The organism is Pseudokineococcus sp. 5B2Z-1 (genome assembly GCF_037482305.1).
Taxonomy (GTDB): Bacteria; Actinomycetota; Actinomycetes; order Actinomycetales; family Quadrisphaeraceae; genus Pseudokineococcus.
Genome location: NZ_JBBHZG010000007.1, coordinates 32,136 through 48,981, shown reverse-complemented (window position 1 = coordinate 48,981; position 16,846 = coordinate 32,136). Strand labels below are relative to the sequence as shown.

Here is a 16,846-nt window from a genome sequence, read left to right as displayed (position 1 = left end):
CTGCCCGGCGCGCCAGCGGGCGGCGCGAGGTCGTGACCGCCGGGGCCGATACTGCCGGGGCCGGGACGACGCAGGGCCCGGCCCCGCCGGTGGCGGTTCCGGGCCCTGCACGGTCGGTCGGCGGCGTCGAGGTCGAGCGCCGCCCGGCCGGGGTCAGCGGGCGAGGAAGTCCAGCAGCGCCGCGTTGAACTCGCGCGCGTGGCTCACGTTGAAGCCGTGCGGCGCGTCGTCGACGACGTGCACCTCGCTGCCGGCGATCGCCTCGTGGGTGCGCTTACCCGAGCCCTCGAAGGGCACGACGCCGTCGCCGCCGCCGTGGAGGACGAGCGTCGGCACCGTGACCGACGGCAGGTCGCCGCGGAAGTCGGTGGTGCCGAAGGCCTCCATGCACTCGAGCGTGGCCTTCTCGTCGGACTGCTCGCACAGCGCGATCGCCTGCTGGCGCTGCGCCTCCGTGACCTTGAGGTCGTCGCCGACGGAGAAGAACTGCGTCGTGAACTGGTCGAAGAAGGCGGAGCGGTCGCTCTTCAGGCCGTCCTCGAACTGCTGCGCCGTGGCGTCGTCGAGCGGGCCCTCGGGGTTGTCGTCCGTCTGCGCCATGTACGGCGGGACGGCGGCCGCGAAGACGACGCTGCGCAGGCGGTCCTGGCCGTGGCGGGAGACGTAGCGCGCCACCTCTCCGCCGCCCATGGAGAACCCGACGAGGGTGACGTCGGTGAGGTCGAGCTCGGTGAGCAGCGCCTGCAGGTCGTCGGAGAGCGTGTCGTAGTCGTAGCCGCTGCGGGTCTTGTCGCTGCGCCCGAAGCCCCGGCGGTCGTAGGTGACGACGCGGTAGCCGGCGGCCTCGAGCGCCGGGACCTGCTCGGACCACGACTCGCCCGACAGGGGCCAGCCGTGGATGAGCACGACCGGGCGGCCGGTGCCGCCGGTGTCGTCGACGTGCAGGTGCGTGTCCTTGAAGAGCCCGTGGTGGGCGGTGACCTCGGCCATGGTGCGCGTCCTCTCGCTCGACGGGCCCGCCGCAGGCGGCGGGAGGTGTATCGCGCACGACGCTAACGAGGGCGACTGTGTCGCGCACGACGTGAGCCGGGACGTGGCCCGGGCGCACTACCCTCCGCAGGTGGCAGCAGCGGAGAGCGAGGTCCCCGTCGACGAGCGCCTCTGCCTCGCGCTCTACCGGGCGGCCCACGCCATGGACGCCACCTACCGGACGCTCCTCGCGGGCTCGGGCCTCACCTACCCGCAGTACACGGTGCTGTCGGTGCTGCGGCAGGACGGCCCGGCGCCGGTGATGGCGCTGGCGCGGCGCCTCGGGCTCTCGTCGAACACGGTGTCGCCGCTGCTCAAGCGGCTCGAGGCCCAGGGCCTGCTCACCCGGGACCGGGGCGCGCAGGACGAGCGCACGGTGCTCGTCGCGCTCACGGCCGCGGGGCGCGGGCTGGCGGACGAGCTGGCCGACGTGCCGGCGCGGGTCACCGCCGCCTCGGGGCTGACCGAGGGCGAGCAGGACGATCTCGTGCGGCGCCTCCACGAGCTCGCCGGAGCCCTGCAGGCGAGCACGGAGCGCTGACGCCCCTCCCCGGCCCGACCGGGGGCGACCCCGGGGGCGGAGGCGGGGCCGCCGTCAGATCCAGATGGCCGGGTCGACGTCGTCGTGGGCCGCAGCGGCGGGCGCCCGCTCGACGACCCGCCCGGGGACGCCGACGACCACGGCACCGGCCGGGACGTCGCGCACGACGACGGCGTTGGCGCCCACCTGGGCGCCCGCACCGACGACGACGGCGCCGAGGACCCGCGCCCCCGCGCCGAGCGTCACGCCGTCGTGGACCGTCGGGTGGCGCTTGCCCCGCTGGAGGCTGCGGCCGCCGAGCGTGACGCCGTGGTACATCATCACGTCGTCGCCCACCTCGGCCGTCTCGCCGATGACGACGCCCATGCCGTGGTCGACGAAGAAGCGGCGCCCGATCGTCGCGCCGGGGTGGATCTCCACGCCCGTCACCGACCGCGAGACGTGACTGAGGACGCGCGCGGGCAGCCGCCCGCCGGGGCGCTGCCAGAGCCGGTGCGACAGCCGGTGCACCCAGACGGCGTGCAGACCGGGGTAGGCGAGGAGGAGCTCGGCGCGGCCGCGGGCGGCCGGGTCGCGCCGGGCGGCCGTGTCCAGGTCCTCGCGCAGCCGCTCGCGCCAGGTGAGCCGGTCGTCGGGGACGTGCGGCGCCGGGGCGGGCGCGCCCTGGACGCCGGCGACCGCCGGGGCGCGGCGGGCGCCCCGGCGGTCGGAGGTCGTCGTCACGGAGCCGCTCACTCCATGAGGTCGGAGTAGAGGATGGTGGACAGGTAGCGCTCGCCGAAGGACGGGATGATCACGACGACCGTCTTGCCCTCCATCTCGGGGCGCTTGGCCACCTCGACGGCGGCGTAGAGCGCCGAGCCGGAGGAGATGCCCGCGAGGATGCCCTCCTCCGCGGCGGCGCGGCGGGCCCAGCGCACCGAGGTCTCCGCGTCCACGTCGACGACCTCGTCGTAGACGTCGGTGTCGAGGATGCCGGGCACGAAGTTGGCGCCGATGCCCTGGATCTTGTGCGGCCCGGGCTGGCCGCCGTTGAGGATCGGCGACTCGGCCGGCTCCACGCCGACGACCCGCAGGCCCGGCTTGCGCGCCTTGAGGACCTGGCCGACGCCGGTGATGGTGCCGCCCGTGCCGATGCCCGCGACGACGACGTCGACCTCGCCGTCGGTGTCCTTCCAGATCTCCTCGGCCGTGGTCTGCCGGTGGATCTCCGGGTTGGCCTCGTTCTCGAACTGGCGCGCGAGCACCGAGCCGTCCTCGGCCGCCAGCTCCTCGGCCTTGGCGACGGCGCCGCGCATGCCCTCGCTGCCCGGCGTGAGCACGAGCTCGGCACCGTAGGCGCGCAGCAGGGCGCGGCGCTCCTTCGACATCGTCTCGGGCATGGCCAGGACGACCTGGTAGCCGCGGGCGGCGCCCGTCATGGCCAGCGCGATGCCCGTGTTGCCGCTCGTCGCCTCGACGATCCGGCCACCCGGCCTGAGCTCGCCCGAGCGCTCGGCGGCGTCGACCATCGCGATGCCGATGCGGTCCTTGACGCTGCTCGAGGGGTTGTAGAACTCGAGCTTGGCCGCCACGGTCGCGCGGGCGCCGTCGGTGATGCGGTTGAGGCGCACGAGGGGCGTGCCGCCCACGAGCTGCGTGACGTCGTCGTAGATGGGCACCGGAGGGCTCCTCGGCAGGTCGGGGTCAGGTGCCGTCCCGATGCTTCCCGACCGGGACGGTGCTGCTCGGTGGATGCAAACGCACGAGGGGGCGGACGGCGTCCCCGGGACACCGCTCGTCTCACGGGCTGGGACGCCCCTCGCCCGGTCGGAGGGCGCGGGAACACCAGGGGGCGCGGGCTGTTGGGGCGGGGGTGCGCCGGTCACGGCGCGGTCACGGCGCGACCGGCCCTCGACGGGCCGGACCGCCCCGGCTGCGCCAGGCTCGACCGGCAGCCCGCGCCCGGCCGCTGCGCCGGCGCGCGGGAGACGAGCACGACGAGCGAGAAGGAGCACCCCTGTGGCTGTCCCCACCATCACGCTGAACGACGGGCGCGCCATCCCCCAGCTGGGCTTCGGCGTCTTCCAGATCGAGCCGGAGAACACCGAGCAGGCCGTCCTCACCGCCTTCGACGCGGGCTACCGCCACATCGACACGGCGGAGATGTACGGCAACGAGAAGGAGGTCGGCGCGGCGGTCGCGTCCTCCGACCTCGACCGCTCGGACGTGTGGATCACGAGCAAGCTCAACAACGGCTTCCACCGCCCGGACGACGCGGAGCGGGCGATGGACCAGACCCTCGCCGACCTCGGCACCGACCACGTGGACCTCTTCCTCATCCACTGGCCGCTGCCGACGCAGTACGACGGCGACTACGTGTCGACGTGGAAGGCCCTGGAGAAGTTCAAGGCCGACGGCCGCGCCCGCTCCATCGGCGTGTCGAACTTCCAGGTCGACCACCTCGAGCGCCTGGCCCGCGAGTGCGACGTCGTGCCCGCGGTCAACCAGATCGAGGTGCACCCGTACTTCACCAACGAGGCGGTGCGCGCCTACGGCAGCGAGCACGGCATCGCGACCGAGGCCTGGTCGCCCATCGCCCAGGGCGGGGTGCTCAAGGACCCGGTCATCAGCGAGATCGCCGAGCGCGTCGGCAAGAGCACCGCGCAGGTGACGCTCGCGTGGCACATCGCCCGCGGCGACATCATCTTCCCGAAGTCGGTGACGCCCGAGCGCGTGCGCGCCAACTTCGACATCTTCGACGTCGGCCTCACGGAGGAGGACGTCCGCCGCATCACCGCGCTCGACAAGGGCGAGGACGGCCGCACGGGCCCGAACCCCGACACGTTCGACATGATCCCGAGCTGACGACCGAGTGAGGTCCCGGGCGGTGCGCCGCCCAGGACGACCTGTTCGTCGCTCGTGACCGTGCACGGTCACGAGCGACGAACAGGTCCCGCAGGACGACGACGAGGGCGGGACCGCACACGCGGTCCCGCCCTCGTCGTCGTCCTGCTGGACTTGTTCGTCGCTCGTGACCGTGCACGGTCACGAGCGACGAACAGGTCCAGCAGGACGACGACGAGGGCGGGACCGCACGCGCGGTCCCGCCCTCGTCAGCGTCCGCGCCCCCTCGGGCAGGCTGGGCGGGTGCAGGCAGGGGTGGGCGTCGTGGTCCTCGCGGGAGGCGCGTCGCGGCGGTTCGGCGCCGACAAGCTCGCCGCCGACCTCGGCGGACGGCCGGTCCTGGTCCGGTGCCTCGACGGCGTCGCCGCGGCGCTGCCGGGGGCGCCGTTCGTCGTCGTCGGCCCGCCGTCCCGGCGCGACGGGGCGGGCGGGGCGGACGTCGTCCTCGAGGACCCGCCCGGCTCCGGCCCGGCGGCGGGCGTCCTCGCGGGCGCGCGCCACCTGGCCGGCACCACGGCGCCCGACGTCGTCGCCGTCGTCCCGGGCGACGCCCCGTGGGCGGGCGAGGCCCTGCCGCTCCTCCTCGCCGCCCTGGACGGCGACCCGGCGGCGGGCGCTGCGGTGGCCGTCGACCCCGACGGTCGTCGCCAGCACCTCCTCGTCGCGGTGCGCGCCGCGCACCTGGCCGGCCTCGACCCGCTGGCGCTCGTCGACGCGCCCGCGCGAGCCCTGGTGCACGGCCTCCGCACGGTGGAGGTGGAGGTGGGCGAGGCGGCCGGCCTCGACGTCGACGACCCGGCCGCGCTCGAGCGGGCCCGACGGCGCCTGGGTGCCTGAGCCCGCCGCCCTTCTCAGGCGCCCGGGCGACCCGTCCCGTCGTGCGGCGCCCCGGCCGCGAGGGCGCGCAGCAGGTGCTCGATCTCCGGCGCGTGCTCGGCGAGGTGCGCCACGGAGGCGGCGGCGACGCCGCCCCGGCCGTCGGGGACGTCCACCGAGGTCGTCGTCCAGACCGCGTCCTCCCACGAGCCCGACCAGTCGGACGGCCCGAGGAGGGCGTCGTCCGCGACGCGACCCCGCAGGAGCTCGGCGTCGGGGACGGCCACCTCCTCGGGCGGGGGCCCTCCGGGAGCGGCGCCGGGCCACTGCTCCCCGACCCACTCCTGCTCCTCCGGCTCGAGCCGGGCCCAGCGCTCGCGCACCAGGGCGACGAGCGCCGGCGCGTCCGGCGACGCGTGGCGCAGGAGGTAGGCGAGGCCCAGGACGACGTCCGTGGGCATGGCCATCGCCTGGGCGCGCCGGGCGCGCAGGCGGCGCGCGAGCCACCCGTGCACCGACGACGCAGCGCGGTCGTCACCCACGGCGGCGAGGCAGTGCAGAGCGGACATCCGGGTGCCCCAGTCCCGCGCGCCCCACGCGCTCACGAGGTCGGCGCTCGCGGCCGCACCCCCGCGCTTGGCGAGGGAGAGCGTCGCGACGGTGCGCAGGTCCGACGTGCCCGCCCCTCCGACGTGCAGGACCTCCCGCAGCGCGGCGTCACCCGCGGGCCCCCGCACGTCCCCCAGCCCGGCCGCCACCGCGACGCCGAGCGAGGGACGCGCGAGCGGGAGGACCTCCGCGAGCAGCCGGTCCCCCACCTCACCGGCCGCGACGAGCCGGCCGACGAGCCGGTCGAGCTCGCCGCCGCGCGCCCGGCGCAGGGCCGCGAGGAGGTCCTCGGCGGTGGCGCCGGAGAGGTCCTCCGGCAGCAGCGGACGTCGTCGGGGCACGGCGGTCCTCCTCGGGTGGCGGGGTCGCATCGTCGCCGCACCCGACGCCCTCGCGCCCGCGCTCTGCCGCCGACCACCCGACCGCCCGGCCACCCGGCGCCTCCCCCGGTAGCGCCGCCCGGGTGTGGCCGTCGGACCCCCGTGCGAGGGTGGCGGACGTGCGAGCAGCCGTCGTCCGCGAGCCCGGTGGGCCCGACGCCATCGAGGTCACCGAGGTCGCCGACCCCTCACCCGGCCCCGGCGAGGTCGTCGTCGAGGTGGCCGCCGCCGGCGTCAACCGCGCCGACGTCATGCAGCGCCAGGGCCACTACCCGCCGCCGCCCGGCGAGCCCGAGACCCTGGGCCTGGAGTGCTCCGGCACCGTCGCCGAGCTCGGCGAGGGCGTCGAGGGGTGGTCCGTCGGCGACGAGGTGTGCGCGCTGCTCGCGGGGGGCGGCTACGCCGAGCGCGTCGTCGTCCCCGCCGGCCAGCTGCTGCCCGTCCCGCGGGGCGTCTCCCTCGTCGACGCGGCCGCGCTGCCGGAGGTGGCCTGCACCGTCTGGTCCAACGTCTTCATCTCCGCCGGCCTGCGCGAGGGCGAGCTCCTGCTCGTGCACGGCGGCGGCAGCGGCATCGGCACCTTCGCCGTCCAGCTGGCCCGGGCCTGGGGGGCGCGCGTGGCCGTGACAGCGGGCAGCGCCCGCAAGCTCGACGCGTGCCGCGAGCTCGGCGCCGAGGTGCTCGTGGACTACACGCAGCAGGACTTCGTCGAGGAGGTGCGCGCCGCCACCGACGGCCGCGGCGCCGACGTCGTCCTCGACGTCGTGGGCGCGGCGTACCTCGAGCGCAACGTCGCGGTGCTCGCGCCGAACGGGCGCCTCGTCGTCATCGGCATGCAGGGCGGCCGGCGCGCCGAGCTCGACCTCGGGGCGCTGCTGGCCAAGCGCGCCGCCGTCATGGCGACGTCGCTGCGGGCGCGGCCCCGCGAGGAGAAGGCCGCGATCGTCGCCTCGGTCCGCGAGCACGTGTGGCCCCTCGTCGAGGAGGGGCGGGTGCGCCCCGTCGTCCACGAGCGGATGCCGCTGGGCGACGCCGCCCGCGCCCACGCCGTGCTCGAGGAGTCCTCGCACATCGGCAAGGTGCTGCTGCTGGCGCGCCCGGACGAGGCCCCGGACGGCGCCGACGGCGCCGGCACGAGCGGCGGCGCCCTCGACGACCACGACCTCGGGAGCACCTCATGAGCGGAGGCAGGGCATGACCCAGGGACCGCAGGACGGCCAGGGGCAGCGCCCCGGCCCCGACCAGCAGGGGCAGGACCAGCAGCCCGTCGTCGTCATGACGCAGCAGGGCATGGGCGTCGCCGGCGGCGACGCGCCCAACCCGGCCGAGCAGGTCGAGCGGCCGGACAAGGTCATGCGCATCGGCAGCATGGTCAAGCAGCTGCTCGACGAGGTGCGCAGCGCGCCGCTCGACGACAAGGGCCGCGCCCGCCTCGCGGAGGTGCACCAGCGCTCCCTCGCCGAGCTGGAGGACGGCTTGGCCCCCGACCTCGTCGAGGAGCTGCGGCGCATCTCATTGCCCTTCTCCCCCGACGAGGCGCCCAGCGACGCCGAGCTCCGCATCGCCCAGGCCCAGCTCGTCGGCTGGCTCGAGGGCCTCTTCCACGGCATCCAGACCGCCGTCTTCGCCCAGCAGATGGCGGCGCGGGCGCAGCTCGAGCAGATGCGGCGCGCGCTCCCCGGCGGCCAGGGCGGCCAGGGCGCAGGCCCCGGTGGGCCCGTCCCGCCGGTGGCGCAGGGGCAGCCGGGCGCGCAGCCCGGCCAGCCGGGCACCGGTCAGTACCTCTGACGGCGGCGGGCGGAGCCGCGTGAGCGCTGACAGGCGACGCGCGTGAGCGCCGGAGGGCGCGCAGCGCCGTGGTGGGGGCGGCTGGCCCCCGGGCTCGTGCGGCGTCGCGAGGAGCGGGCCCTCGAGGCCGCGATCGGCGAGGGCGTGTGGCGCCGGGCCCACGACCGCGTGCACCGCTCCGTCGACCGCTACCACCAGGTCCTCGACGGCGTGGCCGCCGACGGCGCCGACGACCCCAGGGCCCGGGTCGCGCAGGCCCTGGCGGGCACGGGCACCGAGCTGGTCGCCGTCCTCGACGAGGTGCGCGGCCTCGCGCTGGCGGCGCAGCGGGCCGCCCCGAGCCAGGGCCTCGACGTCCCGGCCGTGCCGGCGTCGGCAGGGCTCCCGGACGAGCTGCACCGCAGGCTCTCGCGCGTCGGCACCACCGTGGCCACCGCCGCGGAGGCCGCCACGATGGCGCGGGTCAGCCTCCGCGGCGCGCGGCCCGATGTCGCCCTGGAGCGCGCCGGCGCCGCGGCCCGGGCGGCGGCGACGGCGCGCCGGCACCTCGGCGCGGAGCAGGCCCCGCCGTCCGGGGACGGCGGGGCCTGAAGCCCTCGGGGCGACGTGTGGCCATGTCGCCCCCCGGAGCGCCCGCGCGGGGGCGACGTGTGGCCATGTCGCCCCCCGGAGCGCCCGCGCGGGGGCGACGTGTGGCCATGTCGCCCTCCGACACGCTCACACAGGGCGATGTGTGGCCATGTCGCCCTCCCGGGCGAGCCCAGCCGGGGGCCGGACGGGGTGCGTCAGCGGGCGGCGCCGTCGTCGTCGCGCTGGGCGTAGTACCTCCCGGGCTCACCGCGGCGGCGCAGGCCGTCGCCGACGTCCTCGCCCACGCGCCCCGTCGTCCGGCGCGGGTCGTCGGGCAGCTCGCGGTGGTCCGCGGGCCCGTAGAAGAAGGTGAGGGCGCCGAGCGCCCGGTCGCGCAGCCTGGGCCTCGCGGGTCCCGTCGTGGTCATGGCCGTCTCCCTCGCACGTCCGGCAGGTGCGTGCCGCGGGGCGCCGGTGCCGGGGTCGGCGCGCCGGGCCGGCGGGATCAGGGCCGGACGACCAGTGCAGCACCGGCCCCGGCTGGCCGCCACCGGTCGCCCCGGGCACCCACCGGGCCGTCCGTCGCTACCGACCGGGGCGGCCGCGCGGGTGCGTGCCCCGACGCGACGACGCCGCCCCCGGGGTGCGGGGGCGGCGTCGGCGGAGGTGGCGGTCAGCGGGTGGAGAAGGCGGCGTCGAAGGCGGCCTCGGGCGGGTCGAAGGCGAGACGGCGCACCATCTCCAGGGCCTCGGGCGCCCCGACGAGGCGGTCCATGCCGGCGTCCTCCCACTCGACGCTGATGGGTCCCTCGTAGCCGATCTGGTTGAGCATGCGGAAGCACTGCTCCCACGGGACGTCCCCGTGGCCGGTGGACACGAAGTCCCAACCCCGGCGCCCGTCCGCCCAGGGGAGGTGGCTCGACAGGCGCCCGTTGCGGCCGTTGCCGGTCGCGCGCTTCGCGTCCTTGCAGTCCACGTGGAGGATCCGGTCGCGGAAGTCCCACAGGAAGGCCACGGGGTCGAGGTCCTGCCACACGAAGTGGCTCGGGTCCCAGTTGAGGCCGAAGGCCTCCCGGTGCCCGATGGCCTCCAGCGCCCGCACGGTCGTCCAGTAGTCGTAGGCGATCTCGCTGGGGTGGACCTCGTGGGCGAAGCGGACGCCGACCTCGTCGAAGACGTCGAGGATCGGGTTCCAGCGGTCGGCGAAGTCCTGGTAGCCGGCGTCGACGAGCTCGGCCGAGACGGGCGGGAACATCGCCACGTACTTCCAGATGCTCGACCCGGTGAACCCCACCACGGTCTTCACGCCGAGCTTCGCGGCCAGCCGGGCGGTGTTCTTCATCTCCTCGGCCGCCCGCTGGCGCACGCCCTCGGGGTCGCCGTCGCCCCAGACGACGTCGGGGAGCATGTCGCGGTGGCGCTGGTCGATGGGGTCGTCGCAGACCGCCTGGCCCTTGAGGTGGTTGCTGATGGCATGAAGCTGCAGGCCGTGGCGCTCGAGCAGGTCCAGGCGGCCCTGCACGTAGTCGGCGTCGTCCCAGCGCCAGGGGTCGAGGTGGTCGCCCCAGCAGGCCAGCTCGAGGCCGTCGTAGCCCCACCCGCTGGCGAGGCGCGCCACCTCCTCCAGCGGCAGGTCGGCCCACTGGCCGGTGAACAGGGTGATCGGGCGGGGCATGGCGTCCTCCTGCGGATGGGCGTCGGGTCGCCGGGCGCTCTGCTGGCCCGGACGTCGTGGGTCGTGCGGCGAGGTGGTCAGCCGGTGGGGTGCCGGGCGCGTCGTCGGAGCACCACGGCGCCGGCGACGACGAGGACGGCTGCCACGAGGGCCCCGACGAGGAGGCCCACCGGGGCCCCGCCGCCGCCGTCGTCAGCAGCGGCGTCGACGCCCGCGAGCGGCTCGACGTCGGTCGCGGCCTCTCCTCCGCCGGCCGGCGGGAGGGCCTCGGCGGACGGCGGGGCCGCCGTCGTGGACGCACCCCCCTCGGCCGCCTCCGTGGCCGTCGGGGTGGGGGTGGGGAGGCCGGTCGACGTCACCACCGCCTCGAAGGTCTCGTCGCTGCCCTCGGAGGCCCGCAGCTCGACCGTCCACTCCCCCGCCGGGAGCACGGCCGGCGCGGCGCGGAAGGCCTCGCCCTCGGGCAGCAGCTCGAAGGCGATGTCGTCGACGACCCGCCCCTCCGGCCCGGTCGCCCGACCGGTGAACTCCACCTCGGGGCCGACCGGGTGGCCGTCCTCGCGCCAGGTGGCCACGAGGGTGAGCCCACCGGCGCCGTCGCCCGCCACGTCGACCACGATGGGCCCGCCGTGGGCCTGCGCCGCGCCCGGCGCGCCGAGGAGGACGGCGAGGACTCCTAGGAGGACGACGAGGGCGCGCGCGCCGACGAGGGCGCCGGCTCCGCGCGCGGCGGCCGTCTCCGCCGCTGGGCGAGGCCCCGCGGGTCGCGTGGGTGTCACTGCTCCCCCTCGTCGTCGTGGTCGTGCTCGGCGTCGCCGTCCTGGTGGGCCTCGCCCTCGGCCTCGTCGTCGGCGGTGATGGCCCCGCTGCCCGGCACCCCGGGCAGGTAGGCGTGGAGGTGGCCGAGGCCGCGCTCGACGCTGGACGCGTCGAGCTGGGTGGCGCCGACGGACCACGCGACGACGCCCGAGCGCAGCGCGCCGACGGCGGTGCGCTGCGTCCCCGTCGGGTCGTCGCCCCGCTCGGCGAGCGCCGCGGCCTGGGCGAAGGCGTCGGTAGAGGCCTCGAGGGAGAGCAGCGCGGCGTCGACGGACGTCCCGACGAGGTTGACGTCCGTCCCGGCGCTCGTCCGGTCCCCGCGCGCCGCCGACACGGCGTCGACCGTCACGACCCACTGCGCGGCCTCCTCGGGCGAGGGCGGCCCGGCACCCTCGCGGGCGTGCTCGGCCGCTCCCTCGACCACGGGTGACAGGTCGGCGACGACCTGCTCCACCTCGACGACGAGCGCGTCGAAGGCGTCGGCGTCGCGAGCGGCGGACTCCTCGCGGAGCTCGGCCGCCCGCTGGGCGACGCGCTCCTCGTCGGTCAGCGCGCCGTCGGCGCTCGTGCCGGCGGGAGCCGTGGCGCCCGCCGACGGCTGCGCCGAGGCCCCGTCACCGCCGCCCAGCCCGATGCCCAGCCCGGCGCCCAGGCCGACGGCGACCCCGACGAGCGCCGTGGCGACGAGCACGCCACGACGACGCCCCCTGGTGGGGGCCGGAGCCCCCGCGGGTGGTGCACCGCCCGGGCGGGCGCCACGCGAGGTGGCGCCCGCCCGAGCGCTGGTGCGGTCGACCATCAGCCGTCGTCCCCGCCCCTGGCCGCAGCCGGGTCGGCCTCGACGGCCGTGACGAGGTAGCCGATCTGGGCCAGGAGCACGTCGCGCCCCTCGCCCTCGTCGGCCGTGCGGCTGACGGAGCGCTCGAGGATCTCGAGCTGGCGCACCGCCTGGTCACCGCGACCCCGGTCGAGGAACCGGTCCACGCGGTCCATGGTCTGGAGCGCGCGCCGCTCGGTGCGCTCGTCCAGCGCGCCGGCCTCGGCCAGCGTGCCCACGACCGCGCGGACGTCCGCCGCCGTCACCTCGACGACGACCCGCGCCGTGACCTCGGTGACGTTGCCCGCCACGTCCGTCGCGGTGCCCCGGACCTGGTGCTCGCCCGGCTCGAGGGTCCACAGCGCCACGCCGTCCTCGCCGACCTCCTCGCCGTCGACCGCGAGGGTCGTCGACGCGAGGCCCGACGTGGCGTCCTCCGCCTCGAGGGCGACGTCCAGCAGCTCGGACGAGCCGTAGACGGTGCCGTCCTCGACGCCGGAGAGGGTCGCCGTCGGCGCCGTGGTGTCGATCCGCAGGTCGACGACCACCGGGGCGGAGGTGTTGCCCGCGGCGTCCGTGGCCCGGACGTGCATCGCCCAGTCCCCGTCGTCCGCCACCACGACCGGCTCGGTGTACTCGACGACGCTGGCGTCCTCGTCCCACGTGCCGGCCTGCTCGGCCGGGACGACCTGGTACTCGATCGTCTCGACACCGCTGCCGTCGCCGTCGTCGGCCACCACGGTCGCGGTGACCGGGCTCGTGTACCAGCCCTCCGCGCCCGTGGGCTCGGCCGGCTCGAGCGACGCCGTGACGGACGGGGCCGTCGTGTCGTCGCCCGACGGCGGCGGGGTGACCTCGTCCGGGGTGAAGCGGACGAAGTCGAAAGTCACCGGGACGCGGGCCGACTGGTCGGTCCCGATGGTGAAGACGCCGACCCGCAGCTCGGGGTCGCGGGCGATGGCGGCGTTGTCGACCTGCGCCGACTCACCGCCCTCCCAGGTCTCCCCGTCGGTGGACCACTCGCCGGTGAAGATCGTGCCCTCGAGCGAGAGGCGCAGCCACACCTCGCCCGGGGCGATGGCCCCCGAGCTCGGCTGCGGGTCCTGGATCGCCGCGCCCACCTCGGAGCGCAGCTCCACCGACGACGCGATCGAGTCGGCGCCGAGGGCGCTCGTCACCACGTGGTCGAGCTTCACGTAGTTGTCGTCGTCCAGGTAGGCGATGAGGCCGCCCTGCTGGTATTGCTCCACGAGGGCGGAGGTGTCCAGCTTCGTCGTCACCGAGAACTCGCCCGCCGGGGCGGGCTGCAGCACCAGGTTGGTGACGTCGCCGTTCGGGGTCGTGTAGACGTCCCCGTCCGGCGTGAGCAGCTCGAGCTGCCCGTCCGCGACGCTCAGCGCCTCGGGCTCGGGCCGGACGACCTGCCAGCGGCAGGTGCTGAGCTCCGTGCCGTCGAACTCGTCCGAGCGGCCCTCGGCGCACGGGCCCGGGCGCACGGGCTCGACCGAGACCGTGACCGTGCCCGTGCGGAACGCGCCCTGGCTGTCCGTCGCCCGGAAGGTGGCCGTGTAGTCCCCGACCTCCTCGTAGACGACCTCGGTGGTGAGGCCCTCGCGCGGCGCGTCACCGGGGATGCCGGTGGTCCACGAGCCGATGACGTCGTCACCGTCCAGGTCGCTCACCTCGGCCGAGAGCGTCACCGGCAACGGGGCCGGCCCCTCGGACGGCGTGGCCGTCAGGGCGTCGAGGGTGGGGGCGCTGTTGGCGCTGACGCCCTTGCCCTCGAACTCGAACCAGTTGACGTTGACGAGGCTGCCCGTCGCGCCGTCGGTGGAGCGGAAGACGACGAAGAGCGTCCCCGTGCCCTCGGGCACGTCCGTCAGCTCGCCGGTGGCCTCGGCGTACTGCTGCCAGCCGCCGGTGCCCTCCAGCTCGACCGTGCCGACGAGGGGGCCGTCGGCCGCGTCCCAGCGCAGCTCGGCGGTGGCCCCGGCGCCCGGGCTCGCGGCCCGGACGGTGACGGCGTCGATGCCGGTGAGGTTGACGGGCGAGTAGGCGACGTAGTCGCCGTCCTCGACGTAGCCGATGTTCTGGAAGCCGCCGGCGCTGTCGCCGGTGGTCTCGCGCTGGACGCCGGGGTCGCCGCCGCCCGTCGCGTCCTCGACGCGCCCGGTCTCCTCGAAGTACTCCGCCTGCTTGGTCTTGGGCTGGAGCGTGATGAGGTCCGACCCGGTCAGCGCCGGGGCGCCGCCGTCCGCGCCGGCGTCGGTGTAGTCCGCCTCGACGATGACGAAGACGTCGGCCTCGGGGCCGTGGCTGTCGTCGATCGTCGCCACGAACTCGCCCGTGCAGCCGTTCTCCTGCTCACCCGGGTGGCCGTGGTCGTTGTGGCCCAGAGCCGGCTTGACGACCACGCCGGCGCAGGTGTCCACGCCCGCCGCGTCGTCCTCGGGGTCGGTGACCTCGACGGCGTACTCGACGGTGTCGCCGAACTCGGTGAAGCCGCCCTCGACGGGACCGGTGATGTCCACCGTCGGCCGCGTGTTGCCGGCCGCGATGTTGACGGCGACCGTCGCCGAGCGCCCGTCCTCGTTGGTCACCGTGAGCAGCGCCTGGTACGCGCCGGCCTCGGTGTAGATGAAGGTCGGGTCCGCCTCCGTGGAGTCGACCGTCCCGTCGCCGTCGAGGTCCCACGCGTAGGTGAGGTCGGTGCCGTTCGGGTCGAACGTGCCCTCGCTGCTGAAGGTGACCTCCAGCGGCAGCGGCCCGCTCGTGACGTCCGCGGTGGCGCTGGCCACCGGTGCCCGGCTGCCCGAGAGGTAGTCGATGCGGTAGACGCCGGAGTCGTCGTTGTTGCCGCCGAAGCCGGAGCCCCAGTCGATCATGTACAGCGCGCCGTCCGGGCCCCAGTCCCAGGCCATCGGCTTGATGATGAGGCCCTCGGGCAGGAGCTCGGTGACCTTCAGCGGGCTCAGCCGGTCCTCCGACAGCTGCACGGTGTAGAGCTGTCCGGTGTTCCACTCGCCGAGCAGCGCCTTGTCGGAGAAGTAGGCCGGCCACTTGCGGCTCGACTCCAGCTCCGGGTCGTAGACGTAGGCCGGGCCGGCCATCGGCGCCCCGCCCGTCCCGATCCCCGGGTACGACGACGTCGCCTCGCGGCCGTACCAGATCTGCGCCGGGATGGCCGGCGGCAGCTCGGTGAGGCCCGTGTTGTTCGGCGAGTCGTTGACGAGGTCGTCGCAGTCGAAGCGGCCGGAGCCGGTGTTCGTCGCGAAGTCCCAGTCCTCGTACGCGGCGTTGTCGGCGTGGCAGTAGGGCCAGCCGTAGTTGCCGGGCTCCTGGAGGATCTGCCACTCGACCCGGCCGTCGGGCCCGCGCGCCGCGCTCGACGAGCCGGCGTCCGGCCCGTAGTCGGCGACCATGAGCTGGTCGGTCAGCGGGTCGACGCCGATGCGGAACGGGTTGCGGAAGCCCATGCCGTAGATCTCGGGCCGGGTCAGCTCCGTGCCGGGCTCGAAGAGGTTGCCCTCGGGGATCGTGTAGGAGCCGTCGTCCTGCGGGGTGATGCGGAGCACCTTGCCGCGCAGGTCGTTCGTGTTGCCCGACGTGCGCTGGGAGTCGAAGGCCGAGCGGCCCTCGCGCTCGTCCAGCGGGGCGTAGCCCTGCGACTCGAACGGGTTCGTGTTGTCGCCCGTCGCGATGTAGAGGTCGCCCTGGGTGTCGAAGGCCATGGCGCCGCCCGCGTGGCAGCACTGGGCGCGCTGCACCGGGACCTCGAGCACCGTGACCTCGCTGGCCGGGTCGATGGTGCTGCTCGCGCCCTCGCCCTCCACGGTCACCCGGGAGACCCGGTCGACGTCCGAGCCGGTGGGCGACCAGTACAGGTACATCCAGCCGTTCTCGGCGAAGTCGGGGTCGAGCACGATCCCCAGCAGCCCGAACTCCTGCACCGTGGTGACGTCGAGCTCGAGCAGGGTGCGCACGGCGCCGCTCGGCTCGATGACGAGCACCTCGCCGTTGCGCTCGATGTAGTAGACGCGGCCGTCGTCGGCGACGTCGAGCTCCATCGGGTTGGAGGTGTTCTCGTCCAGCGACACCTTCTCGAAGGAGTCGTCGGAGGTCGCGGTGCAGTCCGCGCCGACCGCGCCCGCGGCCGTCTCGATGCCGCCGAGGAGGTGGCCGAGGAACTGCTCCTCGACGAAGGACTCCTCGGTGTGGCCGAGCGCGGTGTACCAGCTGCGGCCCGCGTCGACCTCCTGGCACCAGGCGATCGGGTGGTCGTCGCCCATGGCGCCGCCGCCGGCGTCGTACGAGTCCTCCTCGAGGGAGGCCAGCACGTGCACGTCCTCGCGCGGGTTGGTGCGGAAGTTGTACCACTCGTCGAAGCGGTTCCACGTCGTCGGCAGGTCGGCCGTGGAGGGGTGCACGGGGTCCTCGACGAGGACGTCGGCGCTCTGCTGCGCCGGGTGGGAGGAGAAGTAGGCGCCCACGAGGTCGCCGTAGAACTCCCAGTCGTACTCGGTGTCCGAGGCCGAGTGGACGCCGGCGTAGCCGCCGCCCTGGGTGATGTACGCCTCGAAGGCCGCCTGCTGGTCGTCGTTGAGCACGTCGCCCGTGGTGGACAGCCAGACGACCGCCTCGTAGGGCGCGAGGCCCTCCTCGGTGAAGACGGAGGCGTCCTCCGTCGCCGTCACGCCGAAGTCGTTCTCCTCGCCGAGGAGCTCGATGGCGGCGATGCCCTCCTCGATGCTCCCGTGGCGGAAGCCCGCGGTCTTGGAGAAGACGAGGACGTCGAAGCGCCCCTCGCCCACGGCCGGCGGCGCGAGCACCGCCTCGCCGCTCGCGGCGGCCGTGGTCGTGCCCGGCGCCTCGCCCGGCGCCTGGTCGGCGGCCGCCGCGGGAGCCGCCGCGGCGGG

Annotated in this window: 15 protein-coding genes; 6 read left to right on the top strand and 9 right to left on the bottom strand. The window is 75.6% G+C overall.

Annotated features, from left to right (window positions below; translation table 11 throughout):
- Positions 1–153: 153 nt before the first annotated feature.
- On the bottom strand, positions 154–990 hold the full coding sequence (locus WDV85_RS15135) for an alpha/beta fold hydrolase (RefSeq protein WP_339571417.1): 837 nt from the start codon (positions 988–990) through the stop codon (positions 154–156).
- A 130-nt stretch (positions 991–1,120) separates the two neighbouring features.
- On the opposite strand from WDV85_RS15135, the gene WDV85_RS15130 reads away from it, so the two are divergent.
- A complete protein-coding gene (locus tag WDV85_RS15130; protein ID WP_339571416.1) occupies positions 1,121–1,570 on the top strand; it encodes a MarR family winged helix-turn-helix transcriptional regulator in 450 nt (149 codons plus the stop codon).
- A 54-nt stretch (positions 1,571–1,624) separates the two neighbouring features.
- On the opposite strand, the gene epsC is transcribed toward WDV85_RS15130, so the two are convergent.
- Together epsC and cysK are read right to left on the bottom strand one after the other, a co-directional pair.
- Positions 1,625–2,176, bottom strand: a complete 552-nt coding sequence (epsC, locus tag WDV85_RS15125; protein ID WP_445263360.1) for a serine O-acetyltransferase EpsC — start codon at positions 2,174–2,176, stop codon at positions 1,625–1,627.
- A gap of 125 nt (positions 2,177–2,301) precedes the next feature.
- A complete protein-coding gene (cysK, locus tag WDV85_RS15120) occupies positions 2,302–3,231 on the bottom strand; it encodes a cysteine synthase A (protein ID WP_339571414.1) in 930 nt (309 codons plus the stop codon).
- Between the two features lie 340 nt (positions 3,232–3,571).
- Between cysK and WDV85_RS15115 the strand changes: the two genes are divergently transcribed.
- Together WDV85_RS15115 and mobA are read left to right on the top strand one after the other, a co-directional pair.
- Positions 3,572–4,417, top strand: a complete 846-nt coding sequence (locus WDV85_RS15115) for an aldo/keto reductase (protein ID WP_339571413.1) — start codon at positions 3,572–3,574, stop codon at positions 4,415–4,417.
- Between the two features lie 282 nt (positions 4,418–4,699).
- Positions 4,700–5,293 (top strand): molybdenum cofactor guanylyltransferase, encoded by a 594-nt coding sequence (mobA, locus tag WDV85_RS15110; protein WP_339571412.1) that lies wholly within the window; start codon positions 4,700–4,702, stop codon positions 5,291–5,293.
- 14 nt (positions 5,294–5,307) lie between these two features.
- On the opposite strand, the gene WDV85_RS15105 is transcribed toward mobA, so the two are convergent.
- A complete protein-coding gene (locus tag WDV85_RS15105; protein WP_339571411.1) occupies positions 5,308–6,222 on the bottom strand; it encodes a hypothetical protein in 915 nt (304 codons plus the stop codon).
- Between the two features lie 158 nt (positions 6,223–6,380).
- Between WDV85_RS15105 and WDV85_RS15100 the strand changes: the two genes are divergently transcribed.
- The 3 genes from WDV85_RS15100 to WDV85_RS15090 are packed head-to-tail and all read left to right on the top strand — an operon-like array spanning position 6,381 to position 8,640.
- Positions 6,381–7,442 (top strand): NAD(P)H-quinone oxidoreductase, encoded by a 1,062-nt coding sequence (locus WDV85_RS15100; RefSeq protein WP_339571410.1) that lies wholly within the window; start codon positions 6,381–6,383, stop codon positions 7,440–7,442.
- Between the two features lie 13 nt (positions 7,443–7,455).
- Entirely contained in the window at positions 7,456–8,049 is a 594-nt protein-coding gene (locus tag WDV85_RS15095) for a bacterial proteasome activator family protein (protein WP_339571409.1), read from the top strand.
- Between the two features lie 42 nt (positions 8,050–8,091).
- Positions 8,092–8,640 (top strand): hypothetical protein, encoded by a 549-nt coding sequence (locus tag WDV85_RS15090; RefSeq protein ID WP_339571408.1) that lies wholly within the window; start codon positions 8,092–8,094, stop codon positions 8,638–8,640.
- Between the two features lie 194 nt (positions 8,641–8,834).
- Here WDV85_RS15090 and WDV85_RS15085 read toward each other — a convergent pair whose 3' ends face one another.
- The 5 genes from WDV85_RS15085 to WDV85_RS15065 form a co-directional block, all read right to left on the bottom strand.
- Positions 8,835–9,047 (bottom strand): hypothetical protein, encoded by a 213-nt coding sequence (locus WDV85_RS15085; protein ID WP_171201367.1) that lies wholly within the window; start codon positions 9,045–9,047, stop codon positions 8,835–8,837.
- Positions 9,048–9,292: 245 nt separating this feature from the next.
- Positions 9,293–10,294, bottom strand: a complete 1,002-nt coding sequence (locus WDV85_RS15080) for a sugar phosphate isomerase/epimerase family protein (RefSeq protein WP_339571407.1) — start codon at positions 10,292–10,294, stop codon at positions 9,293–9,295.
- A 77-nt stretch (positions 10,295–10,371) separates the two neighbouring features.
- Complete coding sequence (locus WDV85_RS15075) at positions 10,372–11,073, bottom strand: hypothetical protein (protein WP_339571406.1); 702 nt, start codon at positions 11,071–11,073, stop codon at positions 10,372–10,374.
- Positions 11,070–11,804, bottom strand: a complete 735-nt coding sequence (locus tag WDV85_RS15070) for a hypothetical protein (RefSeq protein WP_339571405.1) — start codon at positions 11,802–11,804, stop codon at positions 11,070–11,072. The genes WDV85_RS15075 and WDV85_RS15070 overlap by 4 nt, the downstream gene beginning before the upstream one ends.
- A 107-nt stretch (positions 11,805–11,911) precedes the next feature.
- The coding region (locus WDV85_RS15065; protein WP_339571404.1) for a ThuA domain-containing protein at positions 11,912–16,846 on the bottom strand (4,935 nt) is incomplete at its 5' end.